Raw genomic sequence first — 17,933 nt, forward strand, 5'->3', positions numbered from 1 at the left:
TTTGGGGACCCACCATGAGCGAGTACCACGAGCCACCCGCCGGCGCCGCCGTCAGCCAGGACGACCGCACGCTGGCGATGCTGACCCATCTGTCGGGCATCATCTTCAACTTCCTCGTGCCGCTGATCATCTGGCTGATCAACAAGGACAAGCCGGAGAAGGCGTTCCTGATCGACCAGTCCAAGGAAGCGCTGAACTTCTGCATCACCACGATCCTGGTCTATGTCGCACTGTTCATCGTGACGATCGTCACGTTCGGCCTGGCCAGCCCGCTGTCGTTCCTGTTCTGGATCGCCACGGTCGTGTTCTTCATCATCGCCGGGCTGAAGGCCAACAACGGCGAGCACTACCGCTACCCGGTCGCGCTGCGCCTGATCAAGTAATCCGCGCGTCGCAGCCGCAATATCGACCCCGGCCCTGTGCCGGGGTTTTTTGTGGCCCGCCGTCCGTGGCGGCAACCCTTCGGGCCATCGCCTGTGCGATGTCAAAAACCGCTCCCGGCTTTTTTTTTGGGTTCTTCACCCAACTCCAGGGAAGGCGCGCGCCTTGCGTAGGTCGGCCCCACGCGGCCGACGCGCGTGGTGTCCGGGTTCACGAGGTGTCAGGGGATTCGTCGATGCGGGGTGACCGGGCGTACCGCGTCGGGGGCGTTGCCCCGACCTACGATCGAGGCGCCGGGGGCGACCCGTTGCCTGAAGGCGGTTCCCCTGCCTGATGCTGGATCGAGCGCTGCCCTGCGGCAGCGCCGGGCGCTCAGTGGTCGCGTTCGATCGCGCGCCGGCCGAGTTCCGCCAGCGGCTGGCTGGCGGGGCCGAAAGACGCCAGCGCGTCGTGCATCTGCTGCGCCAGTTCCGCCAGCCGCCTGCGCGAGCCGTCGACGCCGATCAGTGCGGGAAACGTGGCCTTGTCCTGGGCGACGTCCTTGCCGGCGGTCTTGCCGAGGGTGTGGCTGTCGCCCTCGATGTCGAGCAGGTCGTCGCGGATCTGGAACGCGAGGCCGAGCGCGCCGGCGAATGTGTCCAGGCGCGCACGCGTAGAGGCATCGACGCCGGCCGCCAGCGCGCCCAGCGTGACCGAAGCGCGGAGCAGGGCGCCGGTCTTCAGCGCATGCAGCCGTTCCAGCGCCGGCAGGCCGATCGTGCCGGCGCCGGTCGCGGCGATGTCGAGCGCCTGCCCGCCGCACATGCCCGATGCCCCGGTGGCCTCCGCCAGCACCGCGACCATCTGCAGCCGCGCCGCATCCGGCAATGCCGTGCCGGCCGCGAGCGTCGAGAACGCCAGCGTCTGCAGCGCATCGCCGGCGAGGATCGCGGTCGCCTCGTCGAAGGCCACGTGCACCGTCGGCTGGCCGCGGCGCAGGGCGTCGTCGTCCATCGCCGGCAGGTCGTCGTGGACCAGCGAATAGGCATGCACCAGTTCGACCGCCGTGGCCGGTGCGTCGGCGGCGTCCGCCGCGGCGCCGAGAGCATGCGCTGTCGCGTGCACCAGAAGCGGGCGCATGCGCTTGCCGCCGAGCAGCACCGCATGGCGCATCGCGGCCAGCAGGCGCGGGTCGCCACCTTCGCAGGTATCGAGCGCGCGCTGCAGCGCGATGTCGGTACGCGTGCGCCAGCCGGCGATGCGTGCGTCGACCGGCGCGCCGGCCGGCGTCATCGGCGCGTCAGGCATCGCGCCCGTCGTCGGGCAGGTCGGCGAACGGCTGCGCACGCTCGGGCGCGGCGGGATCGCTGAGCAGGCGCACGCGCAGCTCCGCGTCCTCGAGCGCCTGCTGGCAGCGGCGGTACAGGCCGACGCCGCGCTCGTAGGCACCGAGCGATTCCTCCAGGCTCATCTCGCCGCCTTCCATCTTCTCGACCAGCCGTTCGAGCTGGCCCAGCGCGTTCTCGAAGTCGGCAACGGGCGAGGGGGTGTCGGCGGTGGCGGCTTTCTTCGGCATGCGGCGATTCTAATCGATCCATCGCCGCGATCAGCCGACACCGCCGTCACCCGGCGGCTGCCAGCGCAGCACCGCGCCACTGTCGCGCAGCCAGGCATCGAAGCCGGCGTCGTGGACCAGGTCGCCGGCGGCCAGCACCCGGCCATCGCCATCGGACAGCAGCGGCAGCTGCGCGCGCAGCCAGGGCGGGACCGCCAACGACTGCAGCACGTGCTTGAGCGCATGCGAGTGGCGGCGTCCCGGCAGCACGATCCGCTCGCCGCCCCGGCGCGCACGGACGGTCAGCGGCCACGGCGCGGACGTGACGGGCGCGCCGTCGAGCGCCAGCAGGCCGCCGCCCGGCAACGGCAACGGCGACGCGCCGGACCATTCGGCGTGGAAGCCGGCATCCAGCGGCGCACGCACCACATCCGCATGCAGCAGACCGCGCCAGCGCTGCAGCCGGCAGCCATGCCAGTCGAAGCGCGGATTGCGGTCCGACGCCGGCGCCGCGACTTCCGCCGCGCACCACGCGATGCCGGCGGCCGGCAGCGGCGCGAGCCCGCATTCGTGGATCCAGCGCCGCAGCACGCGGGCACGACGCGCGGGCGCAAGCGCCGCCAGCGCGGCGATGCGCAGCACCCGCGGGTCTGCGCTGCGCGCCTGCGCGAGCGCATCGGCATCGTCCGGTGTGAGCAGGTCGACCGCATCCGCCTGCAGCGCCGCGGCCGTGGCGAACGCGGCGCCGGCATGCGGCCAGCGCGTGCGCAGCAGCGGCAGCACCCGGTTGCGCAGGAAATTGCGATCCGGGTCGTCGCCGGCGTTGCTCGGGTCCTCGATCCACGCCAGCGCGTGCGCACGCGCGTAGTCCGCCAGCGCCGCGCGCGGCAGGCCGAGCAGCGGCCGCCACAGCAGGCCGCGCGCGAACGGACGCACGGGCCGCATCGCCGCCAGCCCGTCGGGTCCGGCGCCGCGCAACGCGCGCAGCAGGAAGGTCTCGGCCTGGTCGCCCTGATGGTGCGCCAGCACCAGGATCCCACCGGCTTGGAGCGCGTCGGCGAACGCCGCATGCCGGGCCACGCGCGCCGCGCCTTCCGGGCCCAGCGCACTGTCGCGCGCGACCGTCACCGTCGCCACGTCCAGCGGGACGTCCAGCATTGCGCAGACTTCGCGGCAATGCGCGGCCCAGGCATCGGCAGCAGGCTGCAGGCCGTGGTGCACATGCAGCGCCCGCAGGCCATGCGCGCGCAGCGCCGAATCCCGTGCGAGGCGATGCAGCAGCACGGTCGAGTCCAGGCCGCCACTGAAGCCGACCAGCAGCGGGCCCGTGGCGGGGGGCGGCGGCAGGACCAGGTCGGTGGGCGGGGAGGCGGGACGCATGGGGGCATGGTGCCATCGTGGCGGTACGATCTTCTGCTGTTGCTGTGCTCTGGCCTTGGCTGACCGCCTTTGATGTGTCGAACCGCAAAGCGAGCCGGGCAACGGCACGCGACTGCAATGCAGCGATCCGGCGAAACGGCTCGCCGCCGTGGACACGGCCGCCTACAGTCGGGGTTTCCCCTGCAGGAGCCCCCCATGTCCGCATTGTTCTCGCCGCTGCGCCAGCGTGGACTGACGCTGCGCAACCGTCTCGCGGTCTCGCCGATGTGCCAGTACTCCGCGCGCGACGGCATGCCGGCGCACTGGCATCTGGTCCATCTGGGCAGCCGCGCGGTCGGCGGCGCCGCGGTGGTGATCGCCGAGGCCAGCGCGGTGCTGCCCGAGGGCCGGATCTCGCCCGAGGACACCGGCATCTGGAACGCCGCGCAGGCCGAGGCCTGGGCGCCGGTCGCGGCCTTCGTGCGCGCGCAGGGCGCGGTGCCGGCGATCCAGCTGGCGCATGCCGGGCGCAAGGCCAGCACGTTCGCGCCTTGGCGCGGACACGGCGCGGTGGCCGCCGATGCCGGTGGCTGGACGGTCGTGGCGCCGTCGGCGCTGGCCTACGACGATGCGTACCCGCAGCCGCAGGCACTGGACGCGGCGGGCATCGCGCGCGTGGTGTCGGCCTTCCACGACGCGGCGGTGCGCGCGCTCGAAGCCGGGTTCGAACTGGTCGAGATCCACGCCGCGCATGGCTACCTGCTGCACCAGTTCCTGTCGCCGCTGTCGAACCGGCGCGACGATGCCTACGGCGGCGGGTTCGAAGGGCGGACGCGGCTGGTACTGGAGGTCATCGACGCGGTGCGCGAGGTCTGGCCGGACAGCTTGCCGCTGTGGCTGCGGATCTCGGCGACCGACTGGGTCGACGGCGGCTGGGACGTCGCGCAGAGCGTGGAACTGGCCAGGCTGGCGGCCGCGCGCGGGGTCGATCTGGTCGATGCCTCGAGCGGCGGACTGTCGCCGCGGCAGGCGATCACGCTCGGCCCGGGCTACCAGGTCCCGTTCGCCGCACGCATCCGCCGCGAGGCCGGGGTGGCGACCGGCGCGGTCGGGTTGATCACGACACCGCAGCAGGCCGAGCGCATCGTTGCCGGCGGCGACGCCGACGTAGTGCTGCTGGCGCGCGAGCTGCTGCGCGATCCGTACTTCCCGTACCACGCCGCGAAGGCGCTGGGCGCGGAGATCGACGCGCCGGCGCAGTACCTGCGGGCGTGGTGATACCGCGCGGGCTGCCGGTGGTGGACGCGCGCCCGTCGGGCGCCGTGGATACCGGTTGGCGCCGGACTCAGCGGTTGAGAGTCAATCGAACGCCGTAGCGAGAGCGTCGCCCTGCGCGCCGCCGCCATGGGCGTTCGGCGACGGTCGCAGTAGTCGGGCGATTAACGCTCAGCCACTCAGGCCGCGTCGTACGCGCCGTAGCCGCGCAGGCGCTGGTAGCGGCGCTCGAGCAGGTCGGGAATCGAGAGTTCCTCCAGCACGTCGAGCTCGTTCATCAGCACGGCCTTGAGCCGGGTCGCGGTCTGGCGCGGATTGCGGTGGGCGCCGCCGATGGGCTCGCGCACCACCTTGTCGATCAGGCCCAGCGACAGCAGCCGCCTGGCGGTCAGGCCGAGCTGCTCCGCGGCATCGCGCGCCTTGGCCGCGTCCTTCCACAGGATCGACGCGCAGCCCTCGGGCGAGATCACCGAATAGGTGCTGTATTCGAGCATCACCGTGCAGTCGCCGACGCCGATCGCCAGTGCGCCGCCCGAGCCGCCTTCGCCAATCACCGTGCAGATGATCGGGGTCCTGAGCCCGGACATCTCCATCAGGTTGCGGGCGATGGCCTCGGACTGGCCGCGTTCCTCGGCGCCGATGCCCGGATACGCGCCGGGGGTGTCGATGAAGGTCAGCAGCGGCAGCTTGAAGCGCTCGGCCATCTTCATCAGCCGCAGCGCCTTGCGGTAGCCCTCGGGCCGCGGCATGCCGAAGTTGCGGCGCACCTTGGTCTTGGTGTCGCGTCCCTTCTGGTGGCCGATGATGACCACGCTGCGGCCGTTGATGCGGCCCAGGCCGCCGACGATCGCGGCATCGTCGGCATAGGCGCGGTCGCCGGCCAGTTCCTCGAACTCGTCGCAGAAGGCCTTGATGTAGTCGTTGGTGTAGGGCCGCTGCGGGTGCCGGGCCAGCTGCGAGACTTGCCACGGGGTCAGGTCGCGGAAGATGTGCGCGGTGCGCTTGCGCAGCTTGTCGCGCAGCGTGGCCAGCTCGGCATCGATGTTGACCGCCGGACCATCGCTGGCCTGGCGCAGCTCCTGGATCTTCGCCTCCAGATCGGCGATGGGCTGTTCGAAGTCGAGATAGTTGGGATTCATGCGCGGGCTGCGAGCCGGAAAGGCCACAGTTTAGCGGACCGGACCCGCCGGCACCGTACCGGGCCGTGCGGTACCGGCCGGCGATGGCCGCCCGGTGGCATCGGCGCCTGTCCGCCGGGCACGGATGACGAAATCCTCACATCCGGCGGCGCATGCTTCATGAACGGGGACATGCAGGTGGGTTCGCACCGTGGGGGATGGAACCGGTGCACGACACGCCCGGCATGCGCCGGCAGTCCGGCTTCCCGTCCGGGCGTCCATACAGACCATCGACCCATGTACAGGATTCACCCATGAGCATTCTCGAGCCCGGCACCCGGGCCCCGGATTTCGCGCTGCATTCGACCCCCGACCAGACCGTGTCGCTGTCCGAGTTCCGGGGCCGCAACGTGATCCTCGCGTTCTACCCGGCCGACTGGAGCCCGGTGTGCGGCGACCAGCTCGCGTTGTACAACGAACTGGTCGAGGAGTTCGCGCACCGGCACGCGCAGCTGCTGGCGATCTCGGTCGACGGCATCTGGAGCCACGTCGCGCTGTCGGAGCAGCGCCACTACCATTTCCCGCTGCTGTCGGACTTCGAGCCCAAGGGCGAGGTCGCCAAAGCCTACGGGGTCTACGCGGCCGAGGCGGGCGTCGCCGAGCGTGCGCTGTTCGTCATCGACGGCGAGGGCATCATCCGCTGGAGCTACCTCTCGCCAATGGGCGTCAATCCCGGCGCCGACGGCATCCTCGAAGCGCTCGACGCGCTGCCCGGCAATGCCGCCGGCAAGGCGGCGCCGGAGCCGGGCAAGTGAGCACGACGCTCGCGGTGCCGGTGTCGGCCGACGACCACATCCAGGGCGATCCCGGTGCGCCGGTGACCCTGGTCGAGTACGGCGACTTCCAGTGCCCGGCGTGCGCGATGGCGTATCCGCTGGTCAAGGCGATCCAGCGTCGCCACGGCGCCGATGTCGCATTCGTGTTCCGGCACTTCCCGCTGGCCGAGGCGCATCCGTTCGCGCGGCTGGCGGCCGAGGTCGCCGAAGGCGCCGCGGCGCAGGGGCGCTTCTGGGACATGCACGATTGGCTCTACGAGAACCAGGACGACTGGGTGCCCTACGGCGCCGAGGGGCTGGAAGCCGGGCTGCGCGCGTTGTCGCTCGACGAGGCCAGGGTGGCGGAGGCGATGCGGTCGCCCGCGGTCGAGGCACGCATCCGCCACGATTTCATGGGCGGCGTGCGCAGCGGGGTCAACGGCACGCCCGGTTTCTACGTCAACGGCGCGCTGTTCCAGGGCGATTTCGATACGCTGCAGCAGGTCATTGCCGAGGTGATCGCCCAGTCGCGGTGACGTCCGTCATCGGCGCGGTGTATTGCCGGTATCGCCGGCAGCGCGCGATGCGCCGTCTACGGCCCCGCAAGGATTCCGGATTTTTCCATCCCGCGTTTTCCACCCCTTTTCCAGTACCGCCACAACCTGATCCGTTGGAGGACACCATGGCCAAGAAGACGAAAAGCAAGCCCGATACGAAGAAGAGCAGCGCCGCCGGCAAGGCCGAGGCCAAGCGCCTGCGCGACGCGCCGCTGCTCACGCCCACCGACCTGCATCCCGACGCGACCCGTGACATCTCGGGCGCGCTCAACGCGATCCTGGCGGACGTGTTCGCGCTGTACCTGAAGACCAAGAACTTCCACTGGCATGTCAGCGGCCCGCATTTCCGCGACTACCACCTGATGCTCGACGAGCAGGGCGACCAGCTGTTCGCGATGACCGATCCGATCGCCGAACGCGTGCGCAAGCTCGGCGGGCTGACCCTGCGCTCGATCGGCCAGATCGCCCGCGAGCAGCGCGTGCTCGACAACAACGCCGACTACGTCGAGCCCTCCGACATGCTGGCCGAGCTGTGCGGCGACAACCGGGACCTGGCCGCCCGCCTGCGCGAGGCGCACGGGGTGTGCGAGGAACACCAGGACATCGCCACCGCCAGCCTGATCGAGGTGTGGATCGACGAGACCGAGCGCCGCACCTGGTTCCTGTTCGAATCCAGCCGCCGCCACGATTCCGGCGGTCACTGATTCCGGCCGGCGCCGCTGACGGACCCGCCGTCGCGTCCTGCGGCGGCGGGCCTTCGTGTTTCCCGGGCGGTGTCCGGTGGTTCCCGGTCGCGGCGGCATGCCGGCATCGGCCGTCCGGCTTTCAAGCCTCTCAGCCGTTGGCCCACGGCCGCGACAGCGCCAGCCTGACCTTGCGCACGCCGGGCAGGGCGCGCAGGTTGCCCGGCAGGCTGGCGTCGATGCGCACGCCCTGGCTGCCGTTGAGGTCCAGGGTGCCGGCGCTGCCGGCCGGCAGCAGCAGGTCGAAGCGCAGCGGCGTCTGCCCGGGGCGGCGCTCCGCCAGCAGCTTCTCGACCTGCGCCAGCGAGCCCGGCACGCGCAGGTCCAGCTGCAGCGCCAGCCGCTGCGCGTGCTGCTGGCAGACCAGGTCGAAATCCCAGGCGCGGCGCGCGCGCAGCGAGAAGCCGCCGCTGAACTCGTCCTCGCGCAGGCCGCCCTCGATCAGCAGGATGCGGTCGCGGGTCAGCAACTGCGCATGTTCGAACCAGGCCTCGGCGAAGAACGCGCATTCCAGCCGTCCGCGCCCGTCCTCGATCTGCACGAAGGCCTGGCTCTCGCCGCGCTTGCGCACCGCCATGACCAGGCCGGCGACGATCGCCGTGGTCTCCGGGCGCCAGCTCTTGCCACCCTTGTCGTCGCTGCGCGCGGCCCACAGCTCGTCGAGCTGGCCGAGATCGTGGCCGACCAGTGCGCGCAGCTCGTCTCGGTAGGGGTCGAGCGGGTGGCCGCTGAGATAGTGGCCCAGGGTCTCGCGTTCGCCGGCGAGCTTCTGCTGCAGTGGCCATTCCGCGCAGGTCGGCAGCTCGATCTGGATGTCCGGCGCACCGCCGCCGCCGAACATGTCGAAGATGCCGGCATCGCGGTTGCGCGCGATCTGGTCGGTGGCCTTCAGCACCTCGGGCAGCTGCAGCATCAGCGAGGCGCGGTTGCCGGCCAGCGCGTCGAGCGCGCCGGCGTGCACCAGCGCCTCGAGCGTGCGCTTGTTGAGGCGACCCGAGTCGACCCGCTTGCAGAAATCGAACAGGTCGCGGTAGCCGTCGCCGCGCGCCTCGATGATCGCCTCGCAGGCGCCGCGGCCGACGCCCTTCACCGCGCCCAGGCCGTAGCGGATGGTCTTCGGATCGGTCGCCTCGAACATGTAGGCCGATGCGTTGACGTCCGGCGGCAGCACCTCGATGCCCTGCGCGCGCGCTTCCTCGAGGAAGCCGGTGACCTTGTCGGTGTTGTCCATGTCCGAGGACAGCACCGCGGCCATGAACTCGGCCGGGTAGTGCACCTTCAGCCACGCGGTCTGGTAGGCGACCAGCGCGTAGGCGGCCGAGTGCGACTTGTTGAAGCCGTACTCGGCGAACTTCTCCATCAGGTCGAAGATCGACGTCGCCACCTTCGGGTCGACGCCGTTGGCCGCCGCGCCGGCCTCGAACTTGGCGCGCTCCTTGGCCATCTCCTCGGCCTTCTTCTTGCCCATCGCGCGGCGCAGCAGGTCGGCGCCGCCCAGCGAATAGCCGGCCAGGACCTGGGCGATCTGCATCACCTGTTCCTGGTAGACGATGACGCCGTAGGTCGGCGAGAGCACCGGTTCGAGCGACGGATGCGGATACGTCACGTCGGTGCGGCCGTGCTTGCGGTCGACCCATTCCCTGTCCATCCCCGAGCCCAGCGGGCCGGGCCGGAACAGCGCGGCGAGCGCGATGATGTCCTCGAAGGTGTCGGGCTGCGCGCGTTTGAGCAGCTCGCGCATGCCGCGCGATTCGAACTGGAACACCGCGACCGTGTCGCCGCGGGCGAACAGCCGGTAGGTCTCCGGGTCGTCGAGGGGGAGGGCGGCGATGTCGAGAGGAGAGGCCTGGCCCCGGCTTCGATTGATCGCCTTCACCGCCCAGTCGATGATCGTCAGCGTGCGCAGGCCGAGGAAGTCGAACTTGACCAGGCCGATCGACTCGACGTCGTCCTTGTCGAACTGGGTGACCGGGTTGCGGCCGCGGCCGCCCTCGTCGTGCTCGGCGAACAGCGGGCAGAAGTCCGACAGCGGCGACGGGGCGATGACCACGCCGCCGGCGTGCTTGCCGGCGTTTCGGGTCAGGTCCTCGAGCTGCAGCGCGAGGTCCAGCAGGTCGCGGACGTCGTCCTCGTCGTGGTAGCGCGCGATCAGTTCGTCCGAGCGCCAGGCGTCGTCGCTGCGCGATTTCTCGGTGCGGCCCAGCGCATCCTCGAGGCCGATGCCGAGCGTCATCGGCACCAGCTTGGCGACGCTGTCGACCATGCCGTAGGGATAGCCCAGCACGCGGCCGGCATCGCGCACGACCGCCTTCGCCGCCATCGTGCCGTAGGTGATGATCTGGCTGACCCGGTCGCGGCCGTACTTCGCGGCGACGTAGTCGATGACCTCGTCGCGCCGGTCCATGCAGAAGTCGATGTCGAAGTCGGGCATCGACACGCGTTCGGGGTTGAGGAAGCGCTCGAACAGCAGGTCGTAGGGCAGCGGGTCGAGGTCGGTGATCTTCAGCGCCCAGGCGACCAGCGAGCCGGCGCCCGAGCCGCGCCCCGGGCCGACCGGGATGTCGTGCTCCTTGGCCCACTTGATGAAGTCCGAGACGATCAGGAAGTAGCCCGGGAACCCCATCTTGATGATGACGTCGAGCTCGACCTCCAGCCGCTCGAGGTAGCTCTCGCGGGTGTGGCCCGGCGCCAGCGGATACTTCGCCAGCCGCTCCTCGAGCCCCTCGCGCGCCTGCACCCGGATCCAGCTGTCCAGGGTCTCGTCGTCGGGCACCGGGTAGGCCGGCAGGTAATAGGTGCCCAGCCGCAGTTCGAGGTTGCAGCGCTGCGCCAGCGCCAGCGTGTTGTCGATCGCGTCGGGCACGTCGGCGAACAGCGCCGCCATCTCGTCGCCGGACTTGAGGTACTGCTCGCGGGTGTAGAGGTGCGGCCGCCGCGGGTCGTCCAGTACCCGGCCCGAGGCGATGCACACGCGCGCCTCGTGGGCGTCGAAGCCCTCGGCATCGAGGAAGCGCACCTCGTTGCCGGCGACGACCGGCAGGCCGTGGTCGGAGGCGACCTGCAACGCCAGCGCGTTGTGCGCGGCCTCGTCGTCGAAACCGCAGCGGGTGAGCTGCGGGAACAGGCGGTCGTCGAACACCTGGCGCCAGTTCGCATACCACTGCCGCGCCAGGTCCTCGCGGCCGCCGGCCAGCAGCTTCGCCGCGGGGCCGTGGCGTCCGGCGATCGCGAACAGGCCGGTATTGCAGTCGCGCAGCCAGTCCGGGCGCACGACGACGCCATCGGTGCGATGCCCTTCCATCCACGCGCGCGTCAGCAGCCGCGACAGCGACAGGTAACCGTCGTGGTCGCGGCACAGCAGGGTCAGCGCGGCGGCCGGCGCGTCGCCGTCGGCGATCGCGATGTCCGCGCCCATCACCGGCTTGATGCCGGCGGCCTCGGCCGCGCGGTAGAACTTGACCAGCGCGAACAGGTTGTTGCGGTCGATCACCGCGACCGACGGCTGCCCGAGCGCCGCGCAGCGCTTGACCAGCGCCTTGATCCGGATCGTCGAATCGGCGAGCGAGTATTCGCTGTGGACGTTGAGGTGGACGAAACGGGCGGGCATTGCAGGGGCGTGGCGGCCGGAGGATCAGAGTAGGCCCGGCACGCAGGGGGGACAAGGCTTGACAGGGCGCGCGCACCGTTGCGTGCGCGTCGCCGGCCAGCCAGGCGTGGCCGGAGCCGCAGGGGCCGCGGCAACGCGCGATGAACGGGGCGCAGCGACGGCGCCGTAGCGCGCGGGCACCGGGTCCCGCGGCCATGTTGCTGGGCGACCATCTGCATGCCGTCGCTGCGCCTCGATGGAGACATACTTCAATGGACCCGGAACCGTGCCGCCGCCGCGGGCAGGTAGCTGCTGTCGCGGATCCGGTTGCGCAGGCGCTGCAGCGCCACCTCGGCGCGCCGCGCCGCGCGCCAGTCGCTGCGGGTGAAGCGGAACCCTCCGGCCGCGCAGCCACGCAGCCGGGCCTCCGCGTCACGCAGCCGGCAGAAGTCGCGATAGGCGGCGGCCTCACCGGCCAGCATCGGCCAGGCCACGTCGACGACGATGGCATCGTCGAGGCGGCCGATGCCCGGCGTGTCGTCGGGAATCAGGTCGTCGCGGCTGCGCAGGTAGCCCAGCACGACCCGGCCGAGGAATGCGACCCGGCCGCCGCCAGGCTCGCTGCCGGGTGCCCAGTCGCGATCGCCGAGCATCCGGGACAGCAGTTCGCCCTGCTGCAACCGGTGGTGGATCCAGTCCGGGGTGGTCTGGCCGGGCGTGGTGGCGGCCAGCGTGCGACCGAACGTGGCCAGCTGGTCGATGTCCAGGCCGGTGGCATGGCCCAGTGCCTTGAGCAGGCGGTTGAAGCGTGCCAGCCGGCGCTCGTCGACGACCAGCTGGCCGACCCTGCGGCGGCGGCCGTGGCCGGCGGTGCGCGATTGCGTCGTCGCGGGCAGTGGCTGGAGTTGCGTATGAATGGCGTTTGCGTACATGACGGTGCTCCGTTTTCGTGGTGGCCATCCGGGGGTACGGACGGCCAGGGGCGGATGTCCAGGGTTGGATGCGCGCCTGTCCGGCGCCTGGACAGCTTCCGCCGCGCGGGCGGGGCGGTCATGAGGAACCGGCGCGGCTTTCGCCATGGATCGACCCGGTTGGCGAGGTTTTTCCGAAGGTTTCGATGAGGGGTTGCCGATGCAGCCAGATGGCGACGCCACTGCCGGTGGTGGACCGGGCCGGGGGCGCTACCGGTTCGGCGATGTCGTCGTCGACGTCGGCGCACGTACGCTGCTGCGCGCCGGCCAGCCGGTCGCACTGGAGCCGAAGGCCTTCGTGGTGCTGCTGGCGCTGCTGGAGCGGGCCGGCGAGCTGGTTCCCAAGGACGTGCTGCTGGATCTCGTCTGGGGCCACCGCCACGTCACCTCCGGGGTGCTGACCCGTGCCGTGGCGCAGCTGCGCGGTGCGATGGACGACCGCGGCCAGCCCCCGCGCTACATCCAGACCCGGCATGCGATCGGCTACATGTTCGTCGGCAAATTGCTGGAAACGCCGTCATCGCCCACCGATGTGCCGCTGCCGGACCCCGCGTCGGCGCATTCCGCAGACGCGGGCGATGTTGCGTCCGCGGCGGCCGGCATTCCCCTGGGCGTGACGGCCGGAACCGTGCCGTCCGGCACGGCCGCGCCTGCCCAGCGGGTGCGCCCGGCGGGTGTGCGGGCGCGGGTCGCACTGCTGTCGCTGCTGGCATTGCTGGCGGCGGTCTGGGCCTGGCAGCAACGTGACGCCACGGCGCCGCCGCGACCGGCCTCGATCGCCGTGTTGCCGTTCGTCAGCCTCGGCGATCGCCCGGAGGACGGCTGGTTCGCCGAGGGCCTGGCGATCGAGATGCACGATGCGCTGGCCGGTGTGCAGGGCTTGACCGTGGCGGCCTACATTCCCGGCGACAGCGCCCCGCCCGAGCGCGACCCCAGGGCGTTGGGCAGGCGCCTGGGCATCGCCACCGTGCTCGATGCCAGCGTGCGCCGCGAGGACGGCAAGCTGCGCATCAATGCACGCCTGAGCGATACCGGCACCGGCTACGTGCTGTGGAGCCGCAGCTTCGACCGCGACGACAGCCGGATCTTCGAGACCCAGCGCCAGATCGCCCACGAAGTGCTGGCCGCGCTGCTGGACGTGGTGCCGGCCGAACGGGCCGCGCTCGACCGGCGCCTGCAGCCGACCTCCAGCCCCGTGGCCTTCGCGTCCTATCTGCGCGGACTGCAGGCGCTGCGGGCATCTCCGCCGGCCGATCCCCGCACCGAGGATGCGATCGTGCATTTTCGTGGCGCGCTCGACGAGGACGCCGGCTTCGCCCGTGCGCAGGCCGGGATCTGCCGGGCCGAACTGGTCCGTTATGCCAACCAGCGCAACGCCTCGTTCCTCGGCCAGGCCAGGGCGGCCTGCGCGCTGGCCCGCGACATGGATGCGGAATCCAGCGAGGTCGCGCTGGCGCTGGCCGACCTGCATCGCATCCTCGGCGAAACCGCCCAGGCCCGCGCCCACTACGACCGGGCGCTGCGCGATCCGGCGCGCGCCGCCGGCGCCTACACCGGCCTTGCACAACTGGCTGCGGCGCAGGGCGACCATCCGGCGGCCGCCGGCTACTTCCGCCAGGCGCTCGCGGCCAGTCCCGGCAACGCCGGCATCCACAGCCGGCTCGGCTACCAGCACTATCTGGCCGGGGACATGCCGTCGGCCATCGCCGCCTATCGCAAGGCCAGCGAACTGCGCCCGGACGATGCCGGGCTATTGAGCAGTCTGGCGGGCGTGTACCTGACCACAGGCGACCTGCCGGCCGCGGCCGCGGCGCTGGAGCGTTCGCTGCGGATCGCACCGTCTGCGCCGGCGCTGGGCAACCTGGCCGAGATCCATTTCATCGAAGCCGACTACGCCCGGGCGGCGGACCTGCTGCGCAGGGCACTGGCGCTCGATCCGAAGAATCCGTTCCTGTGGGGCAACCTCGGCAATGCGCTGCAGGCCGCGCCGGCCACGGCGGCACAGGCGGCAGATGCCTACCGGCATGCGCTGGCGATATCCGAAGGCTATCTGGCGACCCGGGACCAGGATGCGATCGCCCTCGCCGCGCACGGCTGGTACCTGACACGCGTGGGCCGGGGCGAAGAAGCCGCCGGATTCGTCACGCGCGCCGAGGCGGTGGGGGCGGCCAGCGGCGAGGTGGCCCTGCTCAACGCGCAGACCCTGACGGCGCTTGGACGCAGCGACGAGGCACGGCAGCGCATCGCCGATGCGCGTGCCGCCGGCGTCACCGACAACAGGATCACAGGCAATCCCTTCCTTTCCGGTATCTCCGGTATCGCACCCGCCGCCGGGCGCGGCATGCGATGACCTGCATCGCGCGATCCGGGAGTCCCCATCCAGCCCCAGGGCTGCCAACAGGAGAACTGCAATGGGAATGAAGCGTTCGACGACCCCGTCCGGTGCCACGCCGCCCCCCGTAGGGGAGGTGAGGGTTGAAATCGAAGCGGCCGCGGACGGATCGCTGGCGGTCTGGCCGGAGACGGTGTCCGCGGATCCAGGGACGAGGATCGTCTGGACCATGCGTCCAGGCGATGCCGGCGGATTCTATCTGGTGTTCGACAGGCCTTTGCATGCGGACCGCGGCGCAGTGCCGGAGACTGTTTCAGGACCCAAAGGGAGTGGGCCATTTCCGGTGTATCGGCCGGACCGTGACGGCGCCTGCGAGGTCGTACTCGGCAGCGGGCTGGATGACGGCCACTACCACTACCAGGTGCAATGGCAGGGCGATGCCGTCGGCTCGGCGTCGGGAGGCATCGGTATCGTTGCAGTCGGGCGCGGCGTGATGATGCCGTTGGTCGACCAGGGCGGCGATGTCGTCAACTGACGCCCACGGCCGCGTCGAACAGGTCGTCGCAAGTCGGCGTGGTGGCAAGCGCCGTGCGCACCGGGGCGAAGCTGCGCCGGTGCGCGGGGCAGGGGCCATGCGCCTGCAGCGCGGCGAGGTGGGTCGGCGCGGCGTAGCCCTTGTGCCGGTCGAAGCCGTAGACGGGAAAGCGCGCGTGCATGGCGACCATCGCCCGGTCGCGCGCGACCTTGGCCAGGATCGATGCGGCCATGATCGACGGCTCGATCGCGTCGCCGCCGACGATTGCGCGCGCCGGGCAGGCGAGGCCCGGCGGCAGGCGGTTGCCGTCGACCAGCACCCGCTCCGCGGCCGGCAGCAGCGCCTGCACCGCGCGGGCCATGCCGGTCATCGTCGCGTGGAAGATGTTGATGCGGTCGATCTCGTCGACATCGACGAACTCGATCCGCCATGCCAGCGCGTTGGCGGTGATCTGCGGATACAGCGCCTCGCGGCGCTTTTCCGTGAGCTTCTTGGAGTCGTCGAGGCCGTCGAGCGGGCGCCGCGGATGCAGGATCACCGCGGCCACGACCACGGGGCCGGCCAGCGGCCCGCGTCCGGCCTCGTCGACGCCGGCGATGCGCAGGCGCCGGGTCACGGCGACGGCCCCGGCAGTGCCGGCAGCGCAAGCTTGTCGACGGCGTCGGCGGCAGCGGACGAGGCGCCGCGCCGCAACTGCAGGTGCAGGTCGCGGTAGACCGGATCGAGCGCGGCGACGGCGGCCGGGTCGCGGAACCAGTGCAGCACCGCCGCGGCCAGGTTCCCGGGCGTGCAGTCCTCCTGCATCAGCTCCGGCGCGATGGTGCGGCCGGCGAGCACGTTCGGCAGCGAGAACCGGTCGACCTTCATCAGTTTCAGCAGCCGTACCAGGAAGGCGGTGCTCGGCGCGATGCGGTAACCCACGACCATCGGCCGCTTGGCCAGCAGCGCCTCCAGCGTCGCGGTGCCCGAGGCCAGCAGCACCACGTCGCTGGCGACCATCGCGGTGCGCGCCTGGCCATCGAGCAGATGGACGTCCAGCGCGGCGAACCGTGGCCCGGCCAGCAGTGCCTGCAATGCGGCGCGGCAGCCGGCGTTGGCGGCCGGGACCACGATCTGCAGCCCCGGCAGTTCCGCCGCGACGCGCGCGGCGGCGTCCAGGAACACCTCGCCCAGCCGCGCGATCTCGCCCAGCCGCGAACCGGGCAGCACCGCCAGCACCGGCGCCGCGGCGTCGAGCTGCAGCGCGGCGCGCGCGGCCGCGCGATCGGGGTCGAGTGCGACCAGTTCGGCCAGCGGGTGGCCGACGAAGCGCGCATCGACGCCGTGCCGGGCGTAGATCGCCGGCTCCATCGGGAACAGGCACAGCACCAGGTCGGCGCTGCGTCCGATCTTCGCCGCGCGCCCCTGCCGCCAGGCCCAGATCGACGGGCTGACGTAGTGCACCGTGCGGATGCCGTGCCGCTTGAGCGTACGTTCGAGCCCGAGGTTGAAATCGGGCGCGTCGATGCCGATGAACACGTCCGGCCGCCAGTCCAGCAGCCGCTTGCGCAGTCCACGGCGCAGGCGCAGCAGCCGCGGCAGGTGCCGCAGCACCTCGGACAGGCCCATGACCGCCAGTTCCGACGCGTCGTGCCAGGCATCGAGGCCGACGGCGCGCATCGCATCGCCACCGACGCCGGCGAACTCGGCGCCCGGGTGGCGCGCGCGCAGCTGTTCGATCAGCCCCGCGCCGAGCAGGTCGCCGGAGGCTTCGCCCGCAACCAGGGCCACGCGGAGCGCGGTCCTGGTCGGGTGATTCGTGATTGGTGATTGGTGATTCGACAAAGCAGGATCACGCGATCGGTCAGATGGCGGCATTCTGCTCTTCCGAATCACGGCGTTTCAACGAACGAATGTTCGGTCATCACGAATCACCAATTACCGCTTCACCGCAACAACGGCCGCTCGCCGCTGTCGATGAAATCGAGGAACGCGCGCACGTCGTCGCTGTCCCGGGCCAGTTCGGCGATGCACGCACGGGCCTCGGCCAGCGAGTCGCCGGAGACGTAGAGCGCGCGGTAGGCGCGCTTGATCGCCGCGGTGCGCGCACTGTCGAAACCGCGCCGCTTCAAGCCCTCGGCGTTGATGCCGCGCGGCCGGCCGTAGCCGTCCTGGGCGACCATGACGAACGGCGGCACGTCGCCGTTGACGAACGCGCCCATGCCGATGAACGCATGCGCACCGATGCGGCAGAACTGGTGGATGCCGACGAAGCCGCTGAGGATGACGTGGTCGCCGACCTCGACGTGCCCGGCCAGCGTGGCGTTGTTGGAGAACACGCAGTGGTTGCCGACGATGCAGTCGTGGGCGACGTGGGTGTAGGCAAGCAACCAGTTGTCGTCGCCGATGCGGGTGATGCCGCCGCCGTCGCCGGTGCCGCGGTTGATGGTGACGAATTCGCGGATCGTGTTGCGGTCGCCGATGACCAGTTCCACGCGCTCGCCGCGGAACTTCTTGTCCTGCGGCTCGCCGCCGATCGCGGCGTGGCCGTGGATGTGGTTGTCGCGACCGATCCGGGTCGGTCCGTGCACGCTGCAGTGCGGGCCGATGACGGTGCCGGCGCCGATCTCGACGTCCGCGCCGACGAGGGTGAACGCACCGATGCGCACGCCCTCGCCCAGCCGCGCGCCGGGATCGACGACCGCCGTGGGATGGATGGCATCGGTCCGCGGCCCGGCCTCGCGCATG

General features: G+C 71.2%; 16 protein-coding genes. 7 read left to right on the forward strand and 9 right to left on the reverse strand.

Annotated features, from left to right (window positions below; translation table 11 throughout):
• Positions 1 to 14: 14 nt before the first annotated feature.
• Complete coding sequence (locus LDO26_RS07740; protein WP_232130510.1) at positions 15 to 383, forward strand: DUF4870 domain-containing protein; 369 nt, start codon at positions 15 to 17, stop codon at positions 381 to 383.
• A 370-nt stretch (positions 384 to 753) separates the two neighbouring features.
• Here LDO26_RS07740 and LDO26_RS07745 read toward each other — a convergent pair whose 3' ends face one another.
• From LDO26_RS07745 to tilS, 3 genes are read right to left on the reverse strand one after another with little or no spacing between them, the layout of a single operon-like run.
• Positions 754 to 1,668: a polyprenyl synthetase family protein gene (locus tag LDO26_RS07745; protein WP_232130511.1), complete on the reverse strand. Its 915-nt coding sequence runs from the start codon at positions 1,666 to 1,668 to the stop codon at positions 754 to 756.
• The gene (locus tag LDO26_RS07750) at positions 1,661 to 1,936 is read right to left on the reverse strand and encodes an exodeoxyribonuclease VII small subunit (protein ID WP_232130512.1); all 276 of its coding nucleotides are present in this window, start codon (positions 1,934 to 1,936) and stop codon (positions 1,661 to 1,663) included. The genes LDO26_RS07745 and LDO26_RS07750 overlap by 8 nt, the downstream gene beginning before the upstream one ends.
• Before the next feature lie 30 nt (positions 1,937 to 1,966).
• On the reverse strand, positions 1,967 to 3,295 hold the full coding sequence (gene tilS, locus LDO26_RS07755) for a tRNA lysidine(34) synthetase TilS (protein WP_232130513.1): 1,329 nt from the start codon (positions 3,293 to 3,295) through the stop codon (positions 1,967 to 1,969).
• A gap of 195 nt (positions 3,296 to 3,490) precedes the next feature.
• On the opposite strand from tilS, the gene LDO26_RS07760 reads away from it, so the two are divergent.
• Positions 3,491 to 4,552: an NADH:flavin oxidoreductase/NADH oxidase gene (locus LDO26_RS07760; RefSeq protein WP_232130514.1), complete on the forward strand. Its 1,062-nt coding sequence runs from the start codon at positions 3,491 to 3,493 to the stop codon at positions 4,550 to 4,552.
• A 176-nt stretch (positions 4,553 to 4,728) separates the two neighbouring features.
• Here the strand turns inward: LDO26_RS07760 and LDO26_RS07765 are convergent, their stop codons facing one another.
• Positions 4,729 to 5,688 (reverse strand): acetyl-CoA carboxylase carboxyltransferase subunit alpha, encoded by a 960-nt coding sequence (locus LDO26_RS07765; protein ID WP_232130515.1) that lies wholly within the window; start codon positions 5,686 to 5,688, stop codon positions 4,729 to 4,731.
• Positions 5,689 to 5,981: 293 nt separating this feature from the next.
• Here LDO26_RS07765 and LDO26_RS07770 point away from each other — a divergent pair, with 293 nt between their 5' ends.
• The 3 genes from LDO26_RS07770 to LDO26_RS07780 all read left to right on the forward strand — a co-directional run bounded on the left by LDO26_RS07770 (position 5,982) and on the right by LDO26_RS07780 (position 7,743).
• Entirely contained in the window at positions 5,982 to 6,482 is a 501-nt protein-coding gene (locus LDO26_RS07770; protein ID WP_232130516.1) for a peroxiredoxin, read from the forward strand.
• Positions 6,479 to 7,018 carry a DsbA family protein gene (locus LDO26_RS07775; RefSeq protein ID WP_232130517.1) on the forward strand — a complete coding sequence of 180 codons (540 nt, stop codon included), beginning with the start codon at positions 6,479 to 6,481 and terminating at the stop codon, positions 7,016 to 7,018. The genes LDO26_RS07770 and LDO26_RS07775 overlap by 4 nt, the downstream gene beginning before the upstream one ends.
• A gap of 146 nt (positions 7,019 to 7,164) precedes the next feature.
• Positions 7,165 to 7,743, forward strand: a complete 579-nt coding sequence (locus tag LDO26_RS07780) for a Dps family protein (protein ID WP_232130518.1) — start codon at positions 7,165 to 7,167, stop codon at positions 7,741 to 7,743.
• Positions 7,744 to 7,873: 130 nt separating this feature from the next.
• Here the strand turns inward: LDO26_RS07780 and dnaE are convergent, their stop codons facing one another.
• Both dnaE and LDO26_RS07790 read right to left on the reverse strand, forming a co-directional pair.
• Complete coding sequence (gene dnaE / locus LDO26_RS07785; RefSeq protein ID WP_232130519.1) at positions 7,874 to 11,389, reverse strand: DNA polymerase III subunit alpha; 3,516 nt, start codon at positions 11,387 to 11,389, stop codon at positions 7,874 to 7,876.
• 248 nt (positions 11,390 to 11,637) lie between these two features.
• Positions 11,638 to 12,300 (reverse strand): DUF1232 domain-containing protein, encoded by a 663-nt coding sequence (locus LDO26_RS07790; RefSeq protein WP_232130520.1) that lies wholly within the window; start codon positions 12,298 to 12,300, stop codon positions 11,638 to 11,640.
• Between the two features lie 199 nt (positions 12,301 to 12,499).
• Between LDO26_RS07790 and LDO26_RS07795 the strand changes: the two genes are divergently transcribed.
• Entirely contained in the window at positions 12,500 to 14,689 is a 2,190-nt protein-coding gene (locus LDO26_RS07795; protein WP_232130521.1) for a tetratricopeptide repeat protein, read from the forward strand.
• Between the two features lie 61 nt (positions 14,690 to 14,750).
• Complete coding sequence (locus LDO26_RS07800) at positions 14,751 to 15,206, forward strand: hypothetical protein (RefSeq protein WP_232130522.1); 456 nt, start codon at positions 14,751 to 14,753, stop codon at positions 15,204 to 15,206.
• Here the strand turns inward: LDO26_RS07800 and rnhB are convergent.
• From rnhB to lpxA, 3 genes are all read right to left on the reverse strand, one after another.
• Positions 15,199 to 15,822 (reverse strand): ribonuclease HII, encoded by a 624-nt coding sequence (gene rnhB / locus LDO26_RS07805; RefSeq protein WP_232130523.1) that lies wholly within the window; start codon positions 15,820 to 15,822, stop codon positions 15,199 to 15,201. The two genes, LDO26_RS07800 and rnhB, sit on opposite strands and share 8 nt — an antisense overlap.
• Positions 15,819 to 17,063, reverse strand: coding sequence for a lipid-A-disaccharide synthase (gene lpxB / locus LDO26_RS07810; protein ID WP_232130524.1), 1,245 nt, complete (start codon positions 17,061 to 17,063; stop codon positions 15,819 to 15,821). The genes rnhB and lpxB overlap by 4 nt, the downstream gene beginning before the upstream one ends.
• A 68-nt stretch (positions 17,064 to 17,131) precedes the next feature.
• Complete coding sequence (lpxA, locus tag LDO26_RS07815) at positions 17,132 to 17,932, reverse strand: acyl-ACP--UDP-N-acetylglucosamine O-acyltransferase (protein ID WP_232130525.1); 801 nt, start codon at positions 17,930 to 17,932, stop codon at positions 17,132 to 17,134.
• Position 17,933: the final 1 nt, after the last annotated feature.

Origin of the sequence: Proluteimonas luteida (genome assembly GCF_021191695.1) — a bacterium.
In the GTDB taxonomy this organism is placed as follows: domain Bacteria; phylum Pseudomonadota; class Gammaproteobacteria; order Xanthomonadales; family Xanthomonadaceae; genus Luteimonas; species Luteimonas luteida.

What these genes read in the sequence shown, in the direction of transcription:
- LDO26_RS07740 (WP_232130510.1), top strand. Translation starts at nt 15, where the DNA reads ATGAGCGAGTACCACGAGCCACCCGCCGGCGCCGCCGTCAGCCAGGAC.
- LDO26_RS07745 (WP_232130511.1), bottom strand. Translation starts at nt 1,668, where the DNA reads ATGCCTGACGCGCCGATGACGCCGGCCGGCGCGCCGGTCGACGCACGC.
- LDO26_RS07750 (WP_232130512.1), bottom strand. Translation starts at nt 1,936, where the DNA reads ATGCCGAAGAAAGCCGCCACCGCCGACACCCCCTCGCCCGTTGCCGAC.
- tilS (WP_232130513.1), bottom strand. Translation starts at nt 3,295, where the DNA reads ATGCGTCCCGCCTCCCCGCCCACCGACCTGGTCCTGCCGCCGCCCCCC.
- LDO26_RS07760 (WP_232130514.1), top strand. Translation starts at nt 3,491, where the DNA reads ATGTCCGCATTGTTCTCGCCGCTGCGCCAGCGTGGACTGACGCTGCGC.
- LDO26_RS07765 (WP_232130515.1), bottom strand. Translation starts at nt 5,688, where the DNA reads ATGAATCCCAACTATCTCGACTTCGAACAGCCCATCGCCGATCTGGAG.
- LDO26_RS07770 (WP_232130516.1), top strand. Translation starts at nt 5,982, where the DNA reads ATGAGCATTCTCGAGCCCGGCACCCGGGCCCCGGATTTCGCGCTGCAT.
- LDO26_RS07780 (WP_232130518.1), top strand. Translation starts at nt 7,165, where the DNA reads ATGGCCAAGAAGACGAAAAGCAAGCCCGATACGAAGAAGAGCAGCGCC.
- dnaE (WP_232130519.1), bottom strand. Translation starts at nt 11,389, where the DNA reads ATGCCCGCCCGTTTCGTCCACCTCAACGTCCACAGCGAATACTCGCTC.
- LDO26_RS07790 (WP_232130520.1), bottom strand. Translation starts at nt 12,300, where the DNA reads ATGTACGCAAACGCCATTCATACGCAACTCCAGCCACTGCCCGCGACG.
- LDO26_RS07795 (WP_232130521.1), top strand. Translation starts at nt 12,500, where the DNA reads ATGCAGCCAGATGGCGACGCCACTGCCGGTGGTGGACCGGGCCGGGGG.
- LDO26_RS07800 (WP_232130522.1), top strand. Translation starts at nt 14,751, where the DNA reads ATGGGAATGAAGCGTTCGACGACCCCGTCCGGTGCCACGCCGCCCCCC.
- lpxB (WP_232130524.1), bottom strand. Translation starts at nt 17,063, where the DNA reads ATGCCGCCATCTGACCGATCGCGTGATCCTGCTTTGTCGAATCACCAA.
- lpxA (WP_232130525.1), bottom strand. Translation starts at nt 17,932, where the DNA reads ATGCGCGAGGCCGGGCCGCGGACCGATGCCATCCATCCCACGGCGGTC.